The 21,672-nt window shown below is 69.7% G+C and carries 18 protein-coding genes and 1 pseudogene; 6 read left to right on the forward strand and 13 right to left on the reverse strand.

Annotated elements, in window-relative coordinates; translation table 11 throughout:
* Nucleotides 1-32 precede the first annotated feature (32 nt).
* Together D5S19_RS04620 and D5S19_RS04625 are read left to right on the forward strand one after the other, a co-directional pair.
* Complete coding sequence (locus D5S19_RS04620) at nucleotides 33-947, forward strand: ATP-binding cassette domain-containing protein (RefSeq protein ID WP_120022081.1); 915 nt, start codon at nucleotides 33-35, stop codon at nucleotides 945-947.
* On the forward strand, nucleotides 944-1,702 hold the full coding sequence (locus tag D5S19_RS04625) for an ABC transporter permease (RefSeq protein WP_120022082.1): 759 nt from the start codon (nucleotides 944-946) through the stop codon (nucleotides 1,700-1,702). The genes D5S19_RS04620 and D5S19_RS04625 overlap by 4 nt, the downstream gene beginning before the upstream one ends.
* A gap of 2 nt (nucleotides 1,703-1,704) precedes the next feature.
* Here D5S19_RS04625 and D5S19_RS04630 read toward each other — a convergent pair whose 3' ends face one another.
* Nucleotides 1,705-2,256, reverse strand: a complete 552-nt coding sequence (locus D5S19_RS04630) for a TetR/AcrR family transcriptional regulator (protein ID WP_120022083.1) — start codon at nucleotides 2,254-2,256, stop codon at nucleotides 1,705-1,707.
* A gap of 49 nt (nucleotides 2,257-2,305) precedes the next feature.
* Between D5S19_RS04630 and D5S19_RS04635 the strand changes: the two genes are divergently transcribed.
* Nucleotides 2,306-3,430 (forward strand): FAD-dependent monooxygenase, encoded by a 1,125-nt coding sequence (locus tag D5S19_RS04635; protein ID WP_120022084.1) that lies wholly within the window; start codon nucleotides 2,306-2,308, stop codon nucleotides 3,428-3,430.
* Nucleotides 3,431-3,620: 190 nt separating this feature from the next.
* Here D5S19_RS04635 and D5S19_RS04640 read toward each other — a convergent pair.
* A pseudogene (locus tag D5S19_RS04640) lies at nucleotides 3,621-4,271 on the reverse strand (response regulator); the annotation flags it as partial.
* Nucleotides 4,268-5,815: a sensor histidine kinase gene (locus D5S19_RS04645; protein WP_233573716.1), complete on the reverse strand. Its 1,548-nt coding sequence runs from the start codon at nucleotides 5,813-5,815 to the stop codon at nucleotides 4,268-4,270. The gene D5S19_RS04645 and the pseudogene D5S19_RS04640, both read right to left, overlap by 4 nt.
* An 81-nt stretch (nucleotides 5,816-5,896) precedes the next feature.
* Here D5S19_RS04645 and D5S19_RS04650 point away from each other — a divergent pair, with 81 nt between their 5' ends.
* Together D5S19_RS04650 and D5S19_RS04655 are read left to right on the forward strand one after the other, a co-directional pair.
* Nucleotides 5,897-6,106 carry a hypothetical protein gene (locus D5S19_RS04650; protein ID WP_098511095.1) on the forward strand — a complete coding sequence of 70 codons (210 nt, stop codon included), beginning with the start codon at nucleotides 5,897-5,899 and terminating at the stop codon, nucleotides 6,104-6,106.
* Complete coding sequence (locus D5S19_RS04655; protein WP_120022085.1) at nucleotides 6,103-6,831, forward strand: hypothetical protein; 729 nt, start codon at nucleotides 6,103-6,105, stop codon at nucleotides 6,829-6,831. The genes D5S19_RS04650 and D5S19_RS04655 overlap by 4 nt, the downstream gene beginning before the upstream one ends.
* A gap of 163 nt (nucleotides 6,832-6,994) precedes the next feature.
* On the opposite strand, the gene hutI is transcribed toward D5S19_RS04655, so the two are convergent.
* The 5 genes from hutI to hutH are packed head-to-tail and all read right to left on the reverse strand — an operon-like array spanning nucleotide 6,995 to nucleotide 13,806.
* A complete protein-coding gene (gene hutI / locus D5S19_RS04660) occupies nucleotides 6,995-8,140 on the reverse strand; it encodes an imidazolonepropionase (protein WP_120022086.1) in 1,146 nt (381 codons plus the stop codon).
* The gene (locus D5S19_RS04665) at nucleotides 8,128-9,432 is read right to left on the reverse strand and encodes a formimidoylglutamate deiminase (protein WP_120022087.1); all 1,305 of its coding nucleotides are present in this window, start codon (nucleotides 9,430-9,432) and stop codon (nucleotides 8,128-8,130) included. The genes hutI and D5S19_RS04665 overlap by 13 nt, the downstream gene beginning before the upstream one ends.
* Complete coding sequence (locus D5S19_RS04670) at nucleotides 9,429-10,625, reverse strand: allantoate amidohydrolase (protein WP_120022088.1); 1,197 nt, start codon at nucleotides 10,623-10,625, stop codon at nucleotides 9,429-9,431. Before D5S19_RS04670 ends, D5S19_RS04665 begins: the two co-directional genes overlap by 4 nt.
* Entirely contained in the window at nucleotides 10,622-12,280 is a 1,659-nt protein-coding gene (gene hutU, locus D5S19_RS04675) for a urocanate hydratase (RefSeq protein WP_120022089.1), read from the reverse strand. Before hutU ends, D5S19_RS04670 begins: the two co-directional genes overlap by 4 nt.
* Nucleotides 12,280-13,806, reverse strand: coding sequence for a histidine ammonia-lyase (gene hutH / locus D5S19_RS04680; RefSeq protein WP_120022152.1), 1,527 nt, complete (start codon nucleotides 13,804-13,806; stop codon nucleotides 12,280-12,282). The genes hutU and hutH overlap by 1 nt, the downstream gene beginning before the upstream one ends.
* 148 nt (nucleotides 13,807-13,954) lie before the next feature.
* Between hutH and D5S19_RS04685 the strand changes: the two genes are divergently transcribed.
* Complete coding sequence (locus tag D5S19_RS04685; RefSeq protein WP_120022090.1) at nucleotides 13,955-14,737, forward strand: IclR family transcriptional regulator; 783 nt, start codon at nucleotides 13,955-13,957, stop codon at nucleotides 14,735-14,737.
* A gap of 54 nt (nucleotides 14,738-14,791) precedes the next feature.
* Here D5S19_RS04685 and ggt read toward each other — a convergent pair whose 3' ends face one another.
* The 5 genes from ggt to D5S19_RS04710 form a co-directional block, all read right to left on the reverse strand.
* Nucleotides 14,792-16,582 carry a gamma-glutamyltransferase gene (gene ggt, locus D5S19_RS04690; RefSeq protein ID WP_120022091.1) on the reverse strand — a complete coding sequence of 597 codons (1,791 nt, stop codon included), beginning with the start codon at nucleotides 16,580-16,582 and terminating at the stop codon, nucleotides 14,792-14,794.
* A 264-nt stretch (nucleotides 16,583-16,846) separates the two neighbouring features.
* The gene (locus tag D5S19_RS04695; RefSeq protein WP_120022092.1) at nucleotides 16,847-17,398 is read right to left on the reverse strand and encodes a (2Fe-2S)-binding protein; all 552 of its coding nucleotides are present in this window, start codon (nucleotides 17,396-17,398) and stop codon (nucleotides 16,847-16,849) included.
* Between the two features lie 6 nt (nucleotides 17,399-17,404).
* On the reverse strand, nucleotides 17,405-18,223 hold the full coding sequence (locus D5S19_RS04700; RefSeq protein ID WP_158605489.1) for an FAD binding domain-containing protein: 819 nt from the start codon (nucleotides 18,221-18,223) through the stop codon (nucleotides 17,405-17,407).
* Nucleotides 18,220-20,595: a xanthine dehydrogenase family protein molybdopterin-binding subunit gene (locus D5S19_RS04705; protein ID WP_158605490.1), complete on the reverse strand. Its 2,376-nt coding sequence runs from the start codon at nucleotides 20,593-20,595 to the stop codon at nucleotides 18,220-18,222. The genes D5S19_RS04700 and D5S19_RS04705 overlap by 4 nt, the downstream gene beginning before the upstream one ends.
* Nucleotides 20,596-20,721: 126 nt before the next feature.
* Complete coding sequence (locus D5S19_RS04710; protein WP_120022095.1) at nucleotides 20,722-21,669, reverse strand: fumarylacetoacetate hydrolase family protein; 948 nt, start codon at nucleotides 21,667-21,669, stop codon at nucleotides 20,722-20,724.
* Nucleotides 21,670-21,672: the final 3 nt, after the last annotated feature.

The raw sequence follows: 21,672 nt of genomic DNA on the forward strand, positions 1-21,672 counted from the left end.
CGCGGAGCCATCGGTGGCGCAGACTCGGGGCTATGATCACGTTTCGTGGGTTGACGAAGCGCTACGGCGCGAAGACCGTGGTGAACGGCCTCACCTCGGTCGTCGCGCCTGGCTCGGTGACCGGCTTCCTGGGGCCGAACGGTGCGGGCAAGTCCACCACCATGCGGATGACGGTGGGGCTCGACCACCCCTGCTCCGGGGACGTGCTGATCCAGCGCAAGCCGTACGAGCAGCTGCGCTATCCGCTGCGGGAGGTCGGTGCGCTGCTGGAGGCGAAGGCCGTGCACCCGGGCCGGAGCGCGGGCAGGCATCTGCTCGCGATGGCGCGCAGCAACGGCATTCCGGCACGGCGCGTCGAGGAAGTGCTGGCCACCGTCGGGTTGAGCGACGTGGCGGGCAAGCGCGCCGGGACGTTCTCACTCGGGATGAGCCAGCGTCTCGGCATCGCGGGCGCGTTACTCGGTGATCCCGGGGTGCTGATGTTCGACGAGCCGGTGAACGGTCTCGACCCGGACGGCGTGCGCTGGGTCCGTCAGTTGATGCGGTCACTCGCCGAAGAGGGCCGCACGGTGTTCGTGTCAAGCCACCTGATGAGCGAGATGCAGCTGACCGCCGGCCACCTCCTCGTGATCGGCAAAGGCAAGCTGCTCGCCGACGCACCGATGGACGAGTTCATCGCCGGAAATTCGCGCAGCGGCGTGTCCGTACGGGTGCCTTCGCCCGGCGAACGCACGACGCTCGCCGAGAAACTGCGTGCAGCGGGGGCGTCCGTGAGTCCGGGCGAAGACGACGAACTGCTGGTCGATGACTCCACAGTGGACAAGGTGGGCGACCTCGCGCACGAACTCGGCGTACGGCTGCACGGTCTCGGCAAACGAACCGCCTCGCTGGAACAGGCGTACATGGAACTGACCGCGTCGTCGGTGGAATACGGAGTGTCGGCGTGACAAAGCTCGCGATCGCCTCGGAGTGGACGAAGTTCTGGTCTGTCCGCGCCACTTGGTGGTGTCTGGGTAGCGGGGCGCTGATGATGACGCTCTACGCGGTCGTTTCCGGGATCTCGCAACAACCCGATGGAGATCAGCCAAAGGCGGCCCACGGCATCGCCCTGACCGGCGCGGTGTATCTCGTCGAGTTCTTCGTGATCGCGGCGGCGACGTTGTTCGTGACGAGCGAATACGCCAGCGGCTCCATCCGGTCTACCCTGCAGTGGGTGCCGGTTCGCTCGCGGGTGGTCGTGGCGAAGGCAGCCGTGCTGGTGCCGGTGCTGTTCGCGTTCGGAGTGCTGGTTTCCGCTCTCGGGACAGGCGTTGCGACGCTGGCGATGAGCAGCGGAGGACTACCGTCGACGTTCGGCCAGACCACGTCGACCGCGCTGGGCATGGGCGCCTACTTCGCGCTGCTCGGCTTGCTGTGCCAGGGAATCGCGTTCATGCTACGCAGCGCTGCAGGCACTCTGGTGATGACAATCGTGCTGCTGCTGCCGTTGCCGCTGGTGCTCTCTCAGTCGGTGTTCCACGAAGCGAGCGACTACTTTCCTGCCTTCGCGGGAATCTATTCGATGGTGCCGTCTGGGGAAAACGAGCCGCTGTTCGGCGGCGTTCCACCGTACAGCCCCTTGATCGGCGTGCTGGTGTGTCTCGCGTGGGCCGCGGCGGGACTGTTCGGCGGCACGATGCTGCTGAAACGACGGGACGCCTAGGCTCAGGCGCCGGCCAGCCCCAGCCCGGTGAGCACGGCGCGGGCGCCCTCGATCAGCTCGTCCTTCGTGGGCGGCCGGCGAGAGCCCGTGCCGGCCAGGGCGTCGAAGATCGACCCGTCGAGCCAGCCGATGAGCACGCGAGTGTGCGCTTCCGGGGCGCTTGATCCGGCGATGGCCAGGACTTCCGCGCATCGGCGGCGCAGCAACCGGCCCCCGGCGTCATAGCTGACGCGCAGCTCGGGACGACGGGTAGCTTCGAGCGCGAACTGGTAGCGCGCCAGCATTCTCGTGCGGCCTTCGGTGATCGAGGCGTACACCACCGCGCCGAGGAATTCCGCGAGACTGCCCGGCGGCGGCGTGACCTCGACCTGGTCCAGCGCGATCATCCGCTCCGCGGCCAGGTCCAGCAGCGCGGAACGGGTGCGCGCGTAGTACGACGTGGACCCCGGGGGCAGCCCGGCCGCCCGGTCCACCGCGCGATGCGTGAGCCCCCGCATGCCGTCGGCGGCGATCACCTCGATGGCGGCGTCCCCGATCTTCGCTTTCCGATCCACTTCACCACTCTACAGGTGTAGAGTCCTCTACAGACGTAGAGGAGGGGTCATGGACGAAAAGCACGCCGTGGTGGTCGGCGGGGGTATCGGCGGGCTGGCCGCGGCCGTGGGGCTCTACCGCGCGGGCTGGCGCGTCACCGTACTCGAACGAGCAGCGGAGTTCACCGCCATCGGCGCCGGGATCTCGTTGTGGCCCAACGCCCAGCGCGCACTCGCCACGCTGGGCGTCGACCCGGTCATCTCCCGGCTGCGCGGCGGCGCACTGCTCGGCCAGGATGGCCGCCGCCTCGTCCGCTGGAACCTGGACGCGATGCTCGGCGACGAGGATCTCCCGATCGGCGGGATCCACCGCGCGAGCCTGATCGAGGCGTTGCGCTCGGCGTTGCCCGGCGAATGCCTGCGCACCGGCGTCGAGGTCACCGGGGCCGAGCCGGACGGCCTCGTCCACCACGGCCGGGATTCGACGCGCGCGGACCTGGTGGTGGCCGCGGACGGCATCACCAGCCCGATCCGCCAGTCGCTTTACCCGGCGGCGCGCGTGGCCTACAGCGGCGGCGCCGCGTTTCGCGGGGTCGCGAAACTGTCCACGCGGATGACCACGAGCTGGGCACCCGGCGCGGAGGCCGGCATACTCCCGTTACCGGACGACCAGGCGTACTGGTGGATTTCCGAAGCCCGCCCGGCAGGCATCCGGCACGAGGACAACCGGGCCTACCTCACCGAGCGGTACGCCGGGTGGCACGCGCTGTTGCCGGAGCTGATCGCCACCACCCCGGAGATCCTGCTGCACGACACCCACCACCTGGCCACCCCACTACCCGGTTACGTCCACGGCCGGATCGCCCTGCTCGGCGACGCCGCGCACGCCATGCCGCCGTTCCTCGGACAGGGCGGCTGCCAGGCCCTGGAGGACGCCGTGTCGCTGGCCGCCGCCTGTGCCGATTCGTCCACAGTGGAGGAAGCACTTCGGCGCTATGACGCGGAACGGCGTCCGCGCAGCCAGTTCGTGGCGAAGGCTTCGATTCGCACCGGGGCAGGAGGTCCGTTGCTGCGCAACCCGGTCGCGTTCGCCGCACGGTCGGCGCTGATCCGGATCGTACCGCCATCGCTCGTCGGGCGAATCAACTCACCGATCACCACCTGGCAGCCACCCGCGTTCACGCCGGTCCGGTAACCAGCCTCGTACGCGGTGATCGCCGCCTGGACACGATTACCGGCATCCAGGCAGCCGTCCATTGCTGGGCAATCCCTGCTGCGTTCACCGCACGGTCGGCGCTGATTCGGATCGTACCGCCGTCACTTGTCGGGCGAATCAACTCACCGATCACCACCTGGCAGCCACCCGCGTTCACGCCGGTCCGGTAACCATCACACCAGCCTGCCTCGTACGCGGTGATCGCCGCCTGGACGCGGTTACGGGCGTCCAAGCGAGTGAGGATCGTGCTCACGTGCGCCTTCACAGTGCCTTCCACCACGAACATCCGACCGGCGATGTCCGCATTGGACAGTCCACCGGCCAGCAGGGTGAGAACCTCGCGTTCGCGGAGTGTCAACGCCGCCACCCGCTCCCGCGCGGCCGACGCCCGGCCGAGCCGATCGCCGGAGAGCTGGGTGAGCACGCGGTGCGCCACCTTCGGCGACAGGAACGCCGCTCCGTCGGCCACCGCGTGCACCCCGGCGAGCAGCTCCCGCGGATCGCCCGACTTGAGCAGGAACCCGCTCGCGCCGAGGCCGAGCGCGCGCTCGATATAGGCGTCCTCGCCGAACGTGGTCAGCATGAGCACACCGGTGCCGGGCAATGCGCGCCGGATCTCCTCGGCCGCCGCGAGCCCGTCCAGCACCGGCATCCGGATGTCCAGCAGCACCACGTCCGGCCGGGTCGCACGGGCCTGCTCCACCGCCGCGCGCCCGTCCGCGGCCTGGGCGACCACCTCGATGTCCTGGTCGGCGGAGAGGATGGCCGCGACCCCGGCCCGGATCATCGCCTCATCGTCGGCCAGCAGTACCCGGATCACGGTTCGTCCTCACTGTAGAAGTCCTTGGTCACCAGCCGGCCGTCGGCGAAGCACAGCCGGTAGGCCGACCTGTTCAGGTCGAGCCAGGTCCGGTCGGTGCCGTAATACTCGCAGTTCGCTCCCGGCGGTCGCGGTGGTTCGTTGGCTGCGGGGAGCGAGGTGCGCTGCCGCGAAGGCAGCGAGGCGGCCAGCCTCTCGCGTGGCTCCCCTGGTTCGAGCCGGGCGTACGCCGAGCTGGACAGCTTGGATTCGTGCCACTGCACCAGGAACACCACGCCGGTCACGCCGAGGACGACGCCGAGCAAGGCCGACGGGACCAGGATCGCCTGTACCAGGCTGCGCCGCACATCGCGCCGGACCAGTTCACGCTGTCGCGCGGCCTGCCCGACCACCTCGTCGTCGCCGGGCTCGGGCGCGGGCGCGGCGGCGTGCGGCAGCCGTGCCTCGACTTCGAAGCCGCCGTCCACCGGTTCGGCGCGCAACGTCCCGCCGATCAGCCGCACCCGCTCCTGAAGGCCGATCAACCCGCGTTGGCCCGAGCTCCCGGGCAACGGCCCGGCAGGCGGCGCTGCGTTGCGTACCAACACTTCCGTGGTCTCCGCGGAGCTGGTGACGGTCACCGTCACCGCGGCGCCCGGGGCGTGCTTCGCCGCGTTCGTGAGGCCTTCCTGCACCACGCGATAGACCGCGCGCGCGACCATTTGCGGTGCGCCATCGAGATCGACCGGCTGTGCTTCGATCTCGATCCCGGACGAGCGCGCCCGGTCGATCAGCTCGCCGAGGTCTCCTTGCACCGGTTCGACCGGCGCGGCGTCCTCACGGAGCACGCCGATGATCTCGCGCAGCCGCTCGGTCGCCTGTGCGGCACCGGCCCGCAACTGCCCGGCGGCCACGCTCTGCTGCTTGTCGAGTCCGGCCGCCACCTCCAGCGCCGCGGCCCGCACCGCGATGAGGCTCAGCTCGTGGCCGAGGGAATCGTGCATGTCACTGGCGATCCGGGCGCGCTCCCGCATCCGCGTCTCCCGCGCCACGAGACGGTAGCGGCTCTCCAGCTCCTCGGCCCGCCGCCAGCCCTCCTGCGTCAGCTCCTTCCGCAGCCGCATGTGCCGCCCCACCAGGAACGGGGCGATGCCGGCGAACGCGAGTATGCCGAGCGCGGTGCCCAAGGCGTCGAAACCGTCCGGCAGCAAGGCCGCGGCGGCCAGCCCGGCCACCACGACCGTGCCCCAGATCGCGACCGCCGCGCGGGCCTTCGGCATCCGCAGCCCGGCCAGGTAGCACAGGGCGACCAGCAGGAAGAACTCCCACGTGGCGACCTTCGAGTGCCAGGCGAACGAGACGACCAGCGACGTTGCCACGGTCACCGCCAGCGACACGGCAGGCCAGCGTCGGGCAGTCATCACCGCCGCGGTCACCGAGACCAGGCCGTAGATCAGCTCCTGGTTGGTCGCCCAGAAGGTATCGTCGACCGCGATCAAGCAGAGCAACGCCCACAGCACGACGTCGAGCGTCACACGCCGCCATCGCCGGGCCGCCTCCTCCACCCCACTGACGCTACAAGGGCCGCGCACCTGGCGGCCACTGCCGAAAGTCAAGGTCCACCCATTGCGGCATGATGGGTCACCATGGCTGAGCGCACACTGGCCGATCAGCTCGGCGGTCCCCTGCCCGAGGGCATCGAAGCCCTGCCCGAAGAGCATCGGCAGGACCTCGCCGCCGCCCTGCGGGATGCCCGGCACCAGCAGGCGAACGCGCTCGCCCACGCCGGCGAGGAGGCCCTGAAGTACGTACCAGCCCTGCTGCGCGGCGCGGTTCGGAAGGCGGTCGGCCTGTGAACCCGGAGATCCTCAAACTCGCCAGGGCGCTCGACGTCGAGCCTGCCAGGCTGGCCTACCTCGCCGAAGTCGACCAGTCCGATGTACGCCGGTTCCGCGAACAGGTGACCACGACGCTGTTCGACGCGAACCGGGTGGTGCTGGAACGCATGGCCCTGGCGAGCAGACTGCTGCCCGCGCCGGTGCTCGCGAGGATCGCGGAGAAGGTGTTCGGGCCGCTGCTGTGCGCGCGAATCGCCGGGCTGGTCGACGTTTCCCGCGGCATCGACGTGGCGAAACGACTGTCGCCGAGGTTTCTCGCCTCGGTCGCCGCGGAACTCGATCCACGGCGGGCGACGGCGATCATCACCCGGATCCCGCTGCCGACCGTGCTGGCGGTGGCACGGGAACTGGCCGCCCGCGAGGATTGGATCACGCTGGGCCGGTTCATCGGGCACCTGCCGGACGACACCGTGCGGCGCAGTATCGGATTGCTCGACAGCGCGGGCCTGCTTTACACCGCATACGTGCTGGACGACAAGACCCGCGTCGACCACGTGCTCAGCCTGCTGCCCCGAGACCAGCTGCCGAAGCTGGTCCGCGCCGCGGCCATCGACGAATCGTTGTGGGATCCGGCGGTGGATCTGCTGGCCCATCTGAAAGAAGCCCGCCGAGCCGCAGTACGTCCGCTGCTCGACGAGCTTCCCGCGGAACTCCGTCGCCGTGTACAGGCGACGATCAAGTAGATCCCATGAGTATCCCCTTTCCGCACCTTAATAGGGCTAACCGGACAAACGAACACAGAATCGACACCGAGGGATACGGCCCGAATGCGCCTACCCCCCGGAGAGCCGACGCGCCGCCGGGGAATCGAGGGCGGCGCGGACGAGAACCACGCCGGTGCTGGAGTCAGCGCATTCGCTCCCCCTTCCGCCATACCGCCTGGGTCAACGGAACCCCCGGCCGATACGCGAGGTGGGTCGTGGACGGCGCATCGAGGACGTGCACATCCGCTCGCGCACCCGGCCGGAGGTAGCCGACGTCGTCCCGGCGGAGCGCGCGAGCGCCGCCGGCCGTCGCCGCCCACACCGCCTCGTCCACCGTCATCCGCATCTGCAGCACAGCCGTGGCCACACAGAACGCCATCGACGTGGTGTACGAACTCCCAGGGTTCGCGTTGCTGGCCAACGCAACCGTCGCGCCGGCATCGAGCAGCCGCCGCGCCGGGGCCAACGGCTGCCGAGTCGACAAATCGCACGCGGGCAGCAGCGTCGCGACCGTGCCGGAGGACGCCAACGCCGCCACGTCGGCATCGGTGAGGTAGGTGCAGTGGTCCACGCTCGCCGCGCCGTGTTCGACAGCGAGCCGCACGCCCGGTCCCTCTCCGAGCTGATTGCCGTGCACCCGGAGCCCGAGCCCACGCTTCGCGGCGGCCGTGAGCACCCGCGCCGACTGCGCCTCGTCGAACGCGCCGGTCTCGCAGAACACATCCGCCCACCGCACATGCGGTGCGACCGCGTCCAGCATCTCCCCGCATACGAGGTCCACATAGGACTCTGCGTCAGCGCCCGGCGGCACCAGGTGCGCGCCGAGATAGGTGACCTCGTCGGCCACCGGCCCGGCGAGCTTCGCCGACCGTTCCTCGTCGGTGACGGTCAGCCCGTAGCCGGTCTTGGTCTCCAGGCAGGTGGTGCCCTGCCGCGCCGCTTCGTCGAGATGCCGGCCGAGGTTCGCCGCCAGCTGCTCGTCCGAGGCCGCGCGAGTGGCCTCGACGGTGATCGCGATCCCGCCTGCCGCATAGGGTTTCCCGGCCATCCGCGCCTCGAACTCCGCGGTGCGGTCCCCGGCGAACACGAGGTGCGTGTGGCTGTCCACCCAGCCCGGCAGCACCGCGCGCCCGCCGACGTCCACCCGCTCGTCCGCCTCCGGCGCCTGCCCGGCCGGGCCGACCCACGCGACGGCACCGCCTTCGAGCACCATCGCGGCTTCGCCGAGTCTGCCCAGCTCGGGATCGTTCGTGGTGAGCTCGCCGATTCCAGTGATCAGGACTGCCACAATGCCTCGATTTCCCCGGCCAGTACGGTTTCCGGACGTTCGATCAGCAGGTGCACCCCGTCCCGGACGATCTCCCGGCCGGCCACCACGACCACCCGGACATCGGCCGCCGAGGCCGCGAAGAGCACCCCGGACGCCTCGATCCCGGCAGTCCGCACAGTGTCCACTGCGACCGTGACGAGATCCGCCCCGGCGCCGACGGCAATGGTTCCGGCTTCCGGCCAGCCGGTCGCCACGTGGTCGGTACCGGCGGCCAGCAGCTCGTCCGCGGTGAATCGGCCACGCTGCTCACTCGCCAGCCGCTCGTCGAGTTCCAGCGCGCGGGTCTCCTCGAACGCGTCGACCACCGCGTTGCTGTCGCTGCCGACCCCGAGCCGCACGCCTGCGTCGAGCAACGCCCGCGCTGGACCGATCCCATCGCCGAGATCCCGTTCGGTGGTCGGGCAGAAGCACGCTCCGGCCCGCGCTGTCCCCAGCCATTTCACGTCCTGCTCGGTGAGGTGCGTGGCGTGCACGGCGGTCAGCCGCTCGTCGAGCACGCCGTAATCCCACAAGAGACCGGTCGGCGTCCAGCCGTACGCAGCCTCGCACTGTTCGTTTTCCGCCCGCTGCTCGGACAGGTGAATGTGCAGCGGACGATTCTTCGGCACCGCCCGGTCCACGGCGGGCAGGTCGTGCTCGGGAACCGCGCGCACAGAGTGGATCGCTCCCCCGACGCGGAACAGCTCGTCCTCGGGCAACTCCGCGACCCGCTCCGCCCATCGTTGGGCAGTGCCGTCGGAGAACCGCCGCTGCACCTCGTTCGGCGGCACGCCGATTCCACCTGCCAGGTAACAAGTGTCGAGCAAGGTGAGCCGGATCCCGGCGTCCCGGGCGGCCTGCCGCAGCGCTTCCCCCATCGCGTTGGGCGAGGCATAGGGCTGGCCGCCCGGCGCGTGGTGCAGGTAGTGAAACTCGGCCACGCTCGTATAGCCGGCCAGTACCATTTCCGCGTACACGCCCCGCGCAAGTCGGTAGTACGAGTCGGGTTCGAGCCGAGCGGCGAGTGAATACATCCGCTCCCGCCAGGTCCAGAACGTTCCCCGCGCATGATGCGTCCGGCCGCGCAGCGCACGGTGGAACGCATGGGAATGCCCATTCGCGAACCCGGGCAAAGCGAGTCCACTGAGGACTGTTCCGGTTCGTGGCGCATCCTCGGTCACCGCAGTGATCCGGCCCTCGGCCACCTCGATCCGCACCGCCTCGGCGATCCCTCCGGGCAACCAGGCCCGCTCACACCAGTACGTGGTCATTTCGCGAGCCGCTCCAGCACCTCGGCGAGCGCCCGGGCACCGGCCGCCACGTCCGCTTCCTCCGCGAACTCGTCCGGCGCATGACTGATCCCGGTCGGATTCCGCACGTACAGCATTGCGGAGGGTACGAATCCGGCCAGTATCGCGGCGTCATGCCCAGCACCGGTGGGCAGTTCCGGCGGCGCACCGAGCCACTCCCCCAACGCCCGCCGCAACGGCTCGTCGAACACCACGTCGCCGGAATAGGACTCCCGCGAGATGATCAGCTCGCATCCCTCCCCTTCCGCAGCGTCCCGTGCGGCCACCGCGATCTCCTCGACCAGCGCGGGAGTCTCGACTCCCGGTACCCGCGCATCCAGCCACAAGTCCACAGTGGAGGCGATAACATTCGTGCCGCCCGGAGTGGGCACCAGACGGCCGACCGTGGCCCGCGCGTCGTCCCGGCCCTGGGCCAGCCGACGCACCGCCAGCACGGTCTCGGCCGCCGGGAGCATCGGATCCACCCGATCGGCCAGCCGGGTGGCACCTGCGTGATTGCCTTGTCCGGAAAAGGAAAACCGCCACCGGCCGTGCGCGATCACCGTGCTGCCCACCGCCACCGGTGACCCGAGGTCGATCAGCCCACTCCCCTGCTCCACGTGCAGCTCCACGAACTGCCCGATGAGCCCCAGCCGATCCGGATCGGCACCGACCCCGCCGGCGTCCAGCCCGGCCGCCGCAACCGCCTCGGCGAACGTCACCCCGTCCGGATCCCGCAAGCCCCGCACCCAGTCCGCGTCGACGGTCCCGGTCATCAGGCGGGACCCGAGGCAGGGCAGGCCGAACCGGCCCCCCTCCTCCTCGGCGAACACCACGACCGCCACCGGCTTGGCCGGCCGGAACCCCTTCGTCTGCAGCGATTCCACTGCGTCCAGCGCGCTGGCGACACCGAGCGGCCCGTCGAATGCGCCGCCGCCGGGCACCGAGTCGAGGTGGCTGCCGGTGACCACCGCCTCCGGGCCCGGCGAACCCCACCAGGCCCACAGGTTCCCGTTGCGGTCGGTCTCCACACCGAGCCCCAGCCGCTGCGCACGCTCCACGAACCAGGTGCGCAGCTCCCGTTCCGGCTCGTCGAACACGTGCCGCGAGTACCCGCCACGCCGGGCGTCCCGCCCGACGTCGGCGATCTGCCCGAGCAGCTCGGCCGCGCTCACGCCTTCTCCCGCATCGGCACGCGGACGCCGCGCTCGTCGGCAACCTCGGCGGCCCGGTCGTAGCCGGCGTCCACATGCCGGATCACGCCCATGCCCGGGTCGTTGGTGAGCACCCGCTCCAGTTTCTGCGCGGCCAGCGGGGTGCCGTCGGCCACGGACACCTGCCCGGCGTGGATGGACCGGCCCATACCGACCCCGCCGCCGTGGTGGATGGACACCCAGCTGGCCCCGGACGAGGTGTTGACCAGCGCGTTGAGCAGCGGCCAGTCGGCGATCGCGTCGGATCCGTCGGCCATGCCCTCGGTCTCCCGGTACGGCGAGGCGACACTGCCCGAATCGAGGTGGTCCCGGCCGATCACGACCGGCGCCTTCAGTTCTCCGCTGGCCACCATCTCGTTGAACCGCAGGCCGGCCAGCTGCCGTTCGCCGTAGCCGAGCCAGCAGATCCGCGCGGGCAAGCCCTGGAACGCCACCCGCTCCCCGGCCAGCTTGATCCAGCGCGCGAGCGATTCGTTCTCCGGAAACAGCTCCCGCATCGCCCGGTCGGTCGCGGCGATGTCCTCCGGATCACCGGAGAGCGCGGCCCACCGGAACGGCCCGTTGCCCTCGCAGAACAGCGGCCGGATGTAGGCGGGCACGAATCCGGGGAAGTCGAAAGCATGCTCGCAGCCACCGAGCTTCGCCTCGCCACGCAACGAGTTGCCGTAGTCGAAGACCTCGGCACCGGCATCGAGGAACCCGAGCATCGCGCCGACATGGTCGGCCATCGATTCCCGAGCCCGGTCGGTGAACTCGTCGGGCTTCTTCGCCGCGTAGTCCGCCCAGTCGTCCACGCTGACGCCCTTGGGAAGGTAGGACAGGGGGTCGTGCGCCGAGGTCTGGTCAGTGACGATGTCCACCTCCACCCCGCGGCGCAGCAACTCGGGCAGGATCTCGGCGGCGTTGCCCACCACGGCAACCGAAAGCGCGCGGCGCTCTCTCTTGGCCGCGGTTACCCGGTTGACCGCATCGTCGAGGTCGGCGGCCACCTCGTCGAGGTAACGGGTCTCCACGCGCCGGCGTGCCCGCTGCGGATCGCACTCGATCACGAGCACCACGCCATCGTTCATCGTCACGGCCAACGGCTGCGCACCACCCATGCCCCCGAGGCCCGCGGTGACCGTGAGCGTGCCACGGAGCGTGCCACCAAAACGCTTCTTGGCGACCGCGGCGAACGTCTCGTAGGTGCCCTGCAGGATGCCCTGTGTGCCGATGTAGATCCAGGAACCGGCGGTCATCTGGCCGTACATGGTCAGGCCCTGCTGCTCCAGCCTGCGGAACTCCGGCCAGTTCGCCCAGTCGCCCACCAGGTTCGAGTTCGCGATCAGCACCCGGGGCGCCCATTCGTGCGTGCGGAACACCCCGACCGGTTTGCCGGACTGCACGAGCAACGTCTCGTCCGAGTCCAAAGTGGTCAGTTCACGGGTGATCGCGTCGAAGCTCGCCCAGGTGCGCGCGGCGCGCCCGGTGCCGCCGTAGACCACCAGCTCGGCCGGCCGTTCAGCGACCTCGGGGTCCAGGTTGTTGTGGAACATCCGCAGCGCGGCCTCGGTCTGCCAGCTCTTCGCGGTGAGCGTGGTGCCGCGCGCGGCCCGGACGGTGCGTGGGGTGCTCATCAGACCTCCAGTTCGGCTGCGGTCAGGACAGCGCCCGACCGCACGAGTTCTTCGGCAGCCGCGATTTCGGGCGCCAGATGACGGTCAGGTCCCGGGCCCCCGACCCGGGTGCGCAGCAGGTCCCGGACCCGCCCGGTGACCGGAGACGGGGCCAGCGGTGCACGCAGATCGAGTGCACGGGCGGCGGTGAGCAGCTCGACCGCGAGCACCGTGGTCAGGCCGTCGATCGCCGTGCGCAGCTTGCGCGCGGCCGACCAGCCCATCGAGACGTGGTCCTCCTGCATGGCGCTGCTCGGGATCGAATCGACCGAAGCCGGCACGGCGAGCCGCTTCAGCTCGGTGACCACCGCGGCCTGGGTGTACTGCGCGATCATGTGCCCGGAGTCGACGCCCGGATCGTGTGCGAGGAACGGTGGCAGCCCGTGCGAACGCGCCTGATCGAGCATCCGGTCGGTGCGCCGCTCGGCAATGCTCGCGACGTCGGCCACCGGGATCGCGAGAAAATCGAGCACGTAGGCCACCGGCGCGCCGTGGAAGTTGCCGTTCGACTCGACCCGGCCATCGGCCAGTACCACCGGATTGTCCACAGCGGACTGCAGCTCCCGGCCGGCGACCAGCTCGGCATGCGCCAGAGTGTCCCGCGCGGCACCGTGCACCTGCGGCGCGCACCGTAGCGAGTATGCGTCCTGAACCCGGTTGCAGTCCGGACCACGATGGCTCTCGACGATCTCCGATCCGTCCAGCGCCGCCCGCATCCGTGCCGCGCTGACCGCCTGGCCCGGATGTGGGCGCAATGCCTGCAGATCGGCCGCGAACGCCCGGTCGGTGCCCAGCAGGGCTTCGACGCTCATCGCCGCGGTGAGGTCCGCGACGTCCAGCAGCCGGTGCAGATCGGCGGCCGCGAGCAGGAGCATGCCGAGCATCCCGTCGGTGCCGTTGGTGAGGGCCAGGCCCTCCTTCTCGGCAAGCACGATCGGCGTGATCCCAGCGGCCCCGAGAGCCGCCGCAGCCGGCTTGCGCGAGCCCTCGTGCACGACCTCGCCCTCGCCCATCAACGCGAGCGCGACCGCCGCCAAGGGGGCGAGATCACCCGAGCAGCCCAGCGAACCGTACTCGTGCACGATCGGCGTGATGTCCGCATTCAGCAACGCAGCAAGGGTTTTCGCCGTCTCCGGCCGCACTCCGGTGTAGCCACTGGCCAAAGTTCGCAAGCGCAGCAACATCAGCGCACGCACCACCTCCGGCTCGACTGCGGGCCCAGCGCCCGCGGCATGCGAGCGGATCAGGCTGCGTTGCAACGCGGTGCGGCTCTCCACCGGGATATGACGAGTGGCGAGCGCACCGAAGCCCGTGGAGACGCCGTACGTGGGTGACGTGGCGTCGGCGAGTTTCTCGATGTGCTGACGGGTGGCGACGAGGTTCATCTGGGCAGCTTCGGTGAGCCCGACGGGCGTGTGCCCACGGACGATATCGACGACTTCGGCCGCGGTCATCGACTGCGAGCCCAAGAGGACTGGTTCCGGCATGTCAGCCATTGCACTCCGCCCGGACCAGGCGGCACCAGGGCAGAGTTCCGGGTAGCGTCTGGTATCCAAGACAACAGGAGGCAGCAGCTTCACCGACCGGAGCGAACGGGCCGTTCGCTCCGCGCCCGACCTCCCCGAAGGAGTGACGATGAGCAGCTCGGACATCCCCGCGCTCCGCAACGGCCTGGCCGTCCTCCGGCTGCTCTCGACGCACGCCGGCCCGGTTTCCGCCGCCACTATCGCCCGCGACCTGCACCTGCCGCGCTCGACGACGTATCACCTGCTCAACGAACTCACCACGGCCGGTTTCGTCGTCCACCTGCCTGCCGAACGCCGATACGGGCTCGGCATCGCCGCGTTCGAGCTGGGCTCCGCGTACCTGCGTCACGACCCGCTGGAGCGGCTGGCCGGGCCGTTGTTGCGCAAGCTGGTCGACCGGGCCGGACACACCGCGCACCTGGGTGTGCTGCACGGCAACGAATCCCTGTACCTGATCAAGGAACGCCCGGCCCGTCCGGAAACCCTGGTGACCGACGTCGGGGTGCGGCTCCCCGGCCAGCTCACCGCATCCGGCCGCGCAATCCTGCGCCACCTGCCCGCCGCGCACGTCCGTGCGTTGTTCCCGGCGGCCGAATCGTTCGTGCTGCGGACCAGCCGTGGCCCGGACTCACTCGCTGCGCTTCGCCGGACCTTGGCCGCGGAGCAGCGGCTCGGCTGGTCGATCGAGGACGGCCACGTGACCGCTGGGTTCGCCTCGGTCGCCGCCCCGGTCTTCGACCACGGCGCCCGCCCGATGGCATCGATCTCGGTGACCCTGCGCCATCTCTGCCCGGACGACGGAGCGTGCGGCGAGACGTTCCCGGAACTGGCGACCGCGGTCGCCGAGACCGCCGCTGAACTCACCAGCCGCATCGGCGGTACCGCACCATGACGAACGGCCCGCTTCGCCGCCCTGGTCAGGACGGCGAAGCGGGCCGCAATCAGCTCAGCGATGCGCCGAAAGCACCATCGCCGAAGTGCCACCCCGGCGGACGGGTTCACCGGCCGCGAGGATCTTGCCGCCGGGCTTGAACTCCAGCCCCGCTGCGGCACCGATCGATCCGGTGCTGGTGAAGCTCTGCCCCAGCGCCTCCAGCCCAGCCGTGGTGGGCTGGGCGAGGAACGCTGCTTCCGCGTCGGAATTCTTGGCGTTGCGCTGCGACGCACGGGGCGCGGCGATCGCGTCCGGCAGGCTCATGCCCAAGTCGAGACGATTGACCAGGATCTGCAGCACGGTGGTGATGATCGTGGCGCCGCCCGGCGAACCGACCGCGAGCGCCGGCGTGCCGTCCTTGAGCACGATCGTCGGGGACATGCTCGACCGCGGCCGCTTGCCGCCTGCGGGCAGGTTGGGGTCCGGCGCGGTGCCCTGGGTGGGCGTGAAGTTGAAGTCCGTCAGCTCGTTGTTGAGCAGGAAACCACGACCGGGCACGGTGATGCCGCTACCGGCGAGCTGCTCGATCGTGTTGGTGTAGGAGACGACGTTGCCCCACTTGTCACTCACCACGAAGTGGTTCGTGTGCTGCTCGTTGCTGTCGGACGAGGCAGCCGGCGCGGTCTTGCAGCCACCGCCGGCGGCGTACGGGTCCCCAGGCGCCACCGGGCTCTGTCCGGCCTTCTTCGGGTCGATCTGGCACGCCCGCGTCGCCGCGAACTGCTTCGACAGGAGCTGCCGCTGCGGCACCTGGACGAAGCGGGAGTCGCCGACGTACCGGTTGCGGTCGGCGAAGGCGAGCCTGCTCGCCTCCAGGTAGTGGTGCAGTGCCTGCACTCGATCCATTTTGGACAGATCGAAGTTCCCGAGGATGTTCAGCGACTCCCCGACCGTGATGCCGCCGCTGGAGGACGGCGCCATGCCGTAGATGTCGTACCCGCGGTAGCCGATGTGCGTCGGCTCGCCGTCGAGCGCGCGGTAGGCGCGCAGGTCCGAAAGCTGCATCGGGCCGGACATCGGCTTGATCGGCGCCCCGGCGGCGACCGGCGGGTGCTGCACAGTCCGCACCACGTCCTGGCCGACGAGACCGCCGTAGAACGCACCGATGCCCTGCCTGCCGATCTGCCGGTAGGTGTCGGCGAGGCCGGGGTTGCGGAACGTCGAGCCGACCTTCGGGGCCTGCCCGCCCGGCAGGAACAGCGCCGCGCTTGGCGCGAAGTGGGACAGCTTGTCCTTGAGCGAAGTGGTCTGGTCGGCGAACGTCTGGTTCACCACGAAGCCGCGGTCGGCCACCTGCACCGCGGGCCGCAGGTTGTCGGCGAGGCTGAACCGTCCCCACCGCTGCAGTGCGCGCTGCCAGGTGGCCACCATGCCCGGTACCCCCACCGAACGACCGCTCTCGACCGCGGTTTCGAAGTCGTAGGCCTTGCCCGTCGCCGGGTCCACGAACATGTCGGACTTGTCCGCCGCAGGCGCCGTCTCCCGCCCGTCCAAGGTCGAGACGCGCATACTCCGCGCGTCGTAGTACACGAAGTACCCACCACCGCCCGGCCCGGCGACATACGGATCCGTCACCCCCAACGTCGCCGCCACCGCAACCGCCGCGTCCGCCGCCGTTCCGCCACGCCGCAACACGTCGATCCCGGCCTGGCTGGACTCGACGGTATCCGACACCACCGCCCCGCCAACCCCCTCCGCCACCGGCTGCGTCCCCCGCAACGGCACCCCCGCAGACGCCGGCGCCGCCGCTACCGCCGACACCCCCACCACCAACGCCGCCACAACACTCCGCCGTCGATACATGCCACTCCCGTCCTCGCCGGAACCCAACCGACGAGATTTACCACTCCCCACCCCGCCCCCACACCTACCTTGGCCCTGATTCAGCCCCCATACCCAGACAACACAACCTCCGTTACCTGGACGACTGACGGTGACCACCACCTGGTCACTCACCAGGCGACCCGTCTCGGATCCTCCGCAAAACCCGCGCATCACCGCGGCACACCCACGGGATCGCATCGATCGTTCGAGCCGACCGGCTGCGGCTGGTCGTCCATTCGACGATCAGGGCACCCGTGAGCTATCCGCCACGCTGCCCTGCGCTGCCGCAGAGGGGCGCTGTCCGGAGCCGCGTCGCTGCGCGGCGGCCTGCACCGACTTGACGATGTTGACGTATCCCGTACAGCGGCAAATGTTGCCGCTGATCGCCTGCCGGATATCCGCTTCGGATGGCTCGGGGTTTTCCGCCAGCAGATCCCGGGCCGCGAACAAGTGTCCGGGCAGACAGAATCCGCATTGGAACCCGTCCTTGTCCCAGAACGCCTCCTGGATCTCGTCGAGCTGCCGGCTGCCGGAGAACCCTTCGATGGTGGTGATCTCGGCACCATCTGCGCTTGCCGCGAGCATCAGGCAGGACTTCACGATCTTTCCGTTCACCGTGATCGTGCAGGCCCCGCAGTCGCCGTTGTAGCAGCCGACGTGGGTGCCGGTGAGTCCGAGGCGCTTACGGATCGCGTCGACGAGCAGGTCGCGATCTTCGATCGCGGTGGTGTGCTCAACCCCGTTGACACGCACCGTGATCGTGCGGCCGGGCGGGGCGGGTTCGGTCGCGGTCATGATCTTTCAGCCTTCCTGCAGCTCGGCGACGGCCCGGCGGACGACGGCGCCGGAGACGTCCTTGCGGTAGTTGCCGTCGGCCAGTACGTCGGACCAGGGGTCGCCGACGTTGTCGCGGACGTATTCGTCCACTGTGTCCTTGTCAGCGTCCAAATAGGACGTCAGCTCGAACCGGCGCGGTGTCACGGTGGCCGCGCCGATGGTCGCCATCGCGCGGCCACCGTGCCGCACGACCGCCGCGGTGACGATGGGCCAGCTTCCCTCACACAGTTTCAGCTTGTGGTAGCCGGCCGCGATCACACGCCGCGGTACCTCGATCGACATCAGGAATTCCCCCGCACCGACGGCGGTCCGGAACGCGTCCACGAAGAATTCGGCGGACGGCACCCGCCGCTCACCCGCCGGGCTGTGCAGGCACATGGTCGCCTCCAGCGCGACCAGAACCGCGGGTACGTCCGAAGACGGGTTGCCGTAGCAGGCCGATCCTCCCGCGGTCGCGAGATTGCGCAACTGGTTGCCTCCGGTGATACCGCTCGCCATCCGCCGCAGCAGCGGCACCTCCCGCGCGATCAGGTCGGAGCACAGCAGGTCGTTGTAGGTGGCCATGGCGCCGACGCGGACGTTGTCGCCGGCCACGGTGATCTTGTCCAGGCCGAGGCCACGAAGATCGACGATGTGACCGGCGTTGACCTCGGCCCGGTTCATCATCGGCAGCAGCATCGTGCCTCCACCGAGGACGACGACGTCTCCGCTGTGCTCGGTGAGAATCGCGCTCGTTTCCTCCGGCGTGACCGGACGGTGGTAACGCAGGCTGGTACGGATCACGGCTTTCCTCCTGAGCGGATCGCCCGCAGCACGGTGGGCGGGGACAGCGGCATCTTGGTGATGCGGACACCGAGCGGCAGCAGCGCGTCGTTGACCGCGTTCGCCAGGCACGCGATCGCGCCGCCCACACCGCTTTCACCCGCGCCCTTGGTGCCCAGCAACGTGTACGGCGAGGGAGTGCACTGGTGGCCGAGCCGGATGTCCGGGAGGTCGTTGGCCCGGGGCACGAGATAGTGCTTGAGGGTACGCGCCACCGGCTGCCCGGCGGCGTCGTACGGCAGATCCTCCGACATCGCTCCGCCGATGCCCATCGCGATTCCGCCGTAGAGCTGTCCCGCGACGAACGTCGGGTTGATCTGCACCCCGCAGTCGTCGACACACGTGTAGTCGAGCAGCCGTACTTGACCGGTCTCGGCGTCCACGTCGACCACGGCGACGTGCGTCGAATACGGGTACGTCGGGTACGCCGACATCCGGCCGTGCTCGTCCGGGGCATGGTGGAAGTTTCCCGGACCGCCCACTTTGGTCGCTTCGAGCAGCGGCTGGTCGAGCCCGGGGATGGCGTAGGCACGACGGTAGACCTGCTCGGCGACCTCGGCGAAGGACATCGAACGCTCGCCGTCGGTGGAATGGAAACGGCCCGCGCGCAACACCAGGCTCTCGGGCGTCGTGTCCAGCAGGACCCCCGCGGCCAGCGCCATCCGCTCCCGCACCTCGCGAGCGGCGAGGACCGCGGCTCCCCCTCCGGCGGCGAGGCTGCGGCTGGAAAAATTGCCGAAGCCGTACGGGCAGGAGTCGGTGTCGCCCTGCACCACCGACACCTCGGCCACGCTCACCCCGAACTCCCGCGCGACGACCGCGGCGATGCTCGTCTCGTTTCCCGTGCCCGGACTGGTGACGCCGGTGAGCACGGTGATCGCGCCGGTGGGGCTCACCCGCACCGTGGAGGTGTCGAAGCCACGCACGAAACTGCCCGCGAAGTCGCCGCCTTCGGGGGTGAGCTCAAAGGCCACACCGATGCCTCGCAACCCGCCCCCCGCACGTGCTTCGCGCTGCAGCTCGCGTTGCCGGTGATAGCCGGACAGCTCGACGACCTGGTCCAGTGCGCCCAGGTAGTTCCCGCTGTCGAGATGTTTCGCTGCTGTCCAATGTGGAAAGTGCTCGGGCGGGATGAAGTTGCGGCGGCGCACCTGCGCCGGATCCAGGCCGAGGTCCTGCGCGACAAGGTCGACCATCCGCTCGAGCGCCAGCGTCGCGGACTCCTTGCCATAACCGCGCGCGCCATTCCAGGGTGCCTTGTTGGTGACCACCGCGATCGACTCGATGTTGTAGTCGGTCACGAGGTAGGGGCCGGGGAACGTCATCCCTGCCGGGTAGGTCATGCTCCAGCCGCCCCAGGTGGCGAGGCAGCCGACGTTGCCGACGATGCGGTCGGTGATGGCCAGGATGCGGCCGTCATCGTCGAACCCCACGGAGAAGCTGTGGCTGAACTCGCGGGCACCGACCAGCAGCGCGTCGGCCCGGGTCTCCACCCATTTCACCGGTGCGCCGGTCATCCTGGACAGCAGGCAGACTAGCGGTTCCTCCGGGTAGCCGTTGAACTTGTGGCCGAAGCCGCCGCCCAGCCGGGTGGCGATCACGCGGATCCGGTCCTCGGGTAGCCCGAAGATCGTGGACAGGTTGGTGCGCAAAGGGTGCGGGTTCTGGGTCGAGGCGTAACAGGTCAGCTTGCCCGTGGGCGCCCAGTGCGCGAGGTAGCCGCGAGGTTCCATCGGCATGGTCTGATACCGCTGGATGTGCACCTCGCCGGTGACCACCCGGGGGGCGGCGGCAAGTGCCGCGGCCGCGTCACCTTCGGCGAACGGCAGCCGGATCAGGACGTTGTCGTCCCACTCGTCGAACACCTTGGGAGCGCCTTCGGCGAGTGCTTCCCCGGCCTCCACCACGGCGGGGAGCACCTCGTAGTCCACCTCGATCGCCGCCAGCGCGGCCTCCGCATCGGCGAGCGACTCGGCGACCACCGCGGCGACCGGATCGCCGACGTATCGCACCTTGTCCACCGCGAGCACCCGCACGGTCGTCGTCCGACCACCCACAATGGACGGTTCGAAGAAATGCGGCAGCGGCCCGGCGAGCGTCAGTGCCTCTTCGCCGGTCACCACCGCCCGCACGGACCGGCACTGCCTGGCCGCCGTCGTGTCCACCGAAAGGATGCGGGCGTGGGCGTGCGGGCTGCGCAGGATCGCGCAGTGAAGCGTGCCCGGGATGGTGACGTCGTCAAGATAGGTGGCACGACCGGCAAGAAGCTGGTCGCCGTCTTTGCGCCGGGTCTGTTCCACCGCGTCGGCGGGCGTCGGCACCGTTGCCGTCACGTTCGTCTCCAGCCAGTCGTCATGATCTGCATCACACTGTCTACCGTCCAGACGGTAGGTGTCAAGGGGCACTTCGCTTCGTGTCCGGTTCGGTGCGTACCGTGCGCGACCGAGGGGCCTCGCTGGTCAGGCTCCGCTCACCACACGGTTGCGGAGCACCCCCAGCCCGGTGATCTCCAGTTCGACGACATCGCCGTGCCGGAGGTACTTGCCCAGTTCGAGCCCGCAGCCGAAGGCGACGGTGCCCGAGCCGAAAATCTCGCCGGCCCGGAGGGGCTCGGCATCGGCCATGCGCGTGATGATGTCGGCGAAGCTCCAGTGGATCTGGCCCGAGTTGCCCCGTGACCACTCCTCGCCGTTGACCCGCGCGACCATCTCCAGGTCGTACAGGTCGCGGATCTCGTCCATGGTCACCAGCCAGGGGCCGATACCGGTGGCGAAGTCCTTCGCCTTGGCCGGCCCCAGCCCGATCGAGATCTCCTTGCGCAGTACGTCACGGGCACTGAAGTCGTTGAAGCAGGTGAGGCCATAGATGTGCGACTCCGCTTCATCCTTGGCGACATTGTGCGCACTCGGCCCGATCACCACGCCGAGCTCCAGCTCGTAGTCCCACTCCTTGCTGTAGCTCGGCCACGGCACGTCTTCGCCCGGACCGACCACAGTGGACGGATTGCCCTTGTAGTAGACCGGGATCTCGTAGAAGGCCGGGGGGACCTCCTTGCGGTTGATGTTCTCGTAGAAGTTCTTCAGATGCGTCTCGAACGCGATGCAGTCGCGCAGGGCGACCGGCCTCAGCGGGGCGCGCAACGTCACCTCGGCGAGGGGTAGCCGGTGCGGCCCGCCCCGTGCTTGCCCGGCCGCGGCGCGAGCTTCGTCCTTGCCCCATTCGCCGAAGCCGATGAACGTCACCATGTCACGGAAGATCGTCTCGCTGAGCGCGTCCGCCTGCGCGGCCTCGATCCCGCGCGAGCGGAGCAGGTCCGCGTAGGCCGGGCGCAGCGCGACCACGTGCTCCTCGCCGTCGATCACACCCACTTCGGGCACCGGCCCGCGGGTGAAGGTCACCAGTTTCATGGA

This window comes from Amycolatopsis panacis, from assembly GCF_003600245.1.
GTDB classification, from domain to species: domain Bacteria; phylum Actinomycetota; class Actinomycetes; order Mycobacteriales; family Pseudonocardiaceae; genus Amycolatopsis; species Amycolatopsis sulphurea.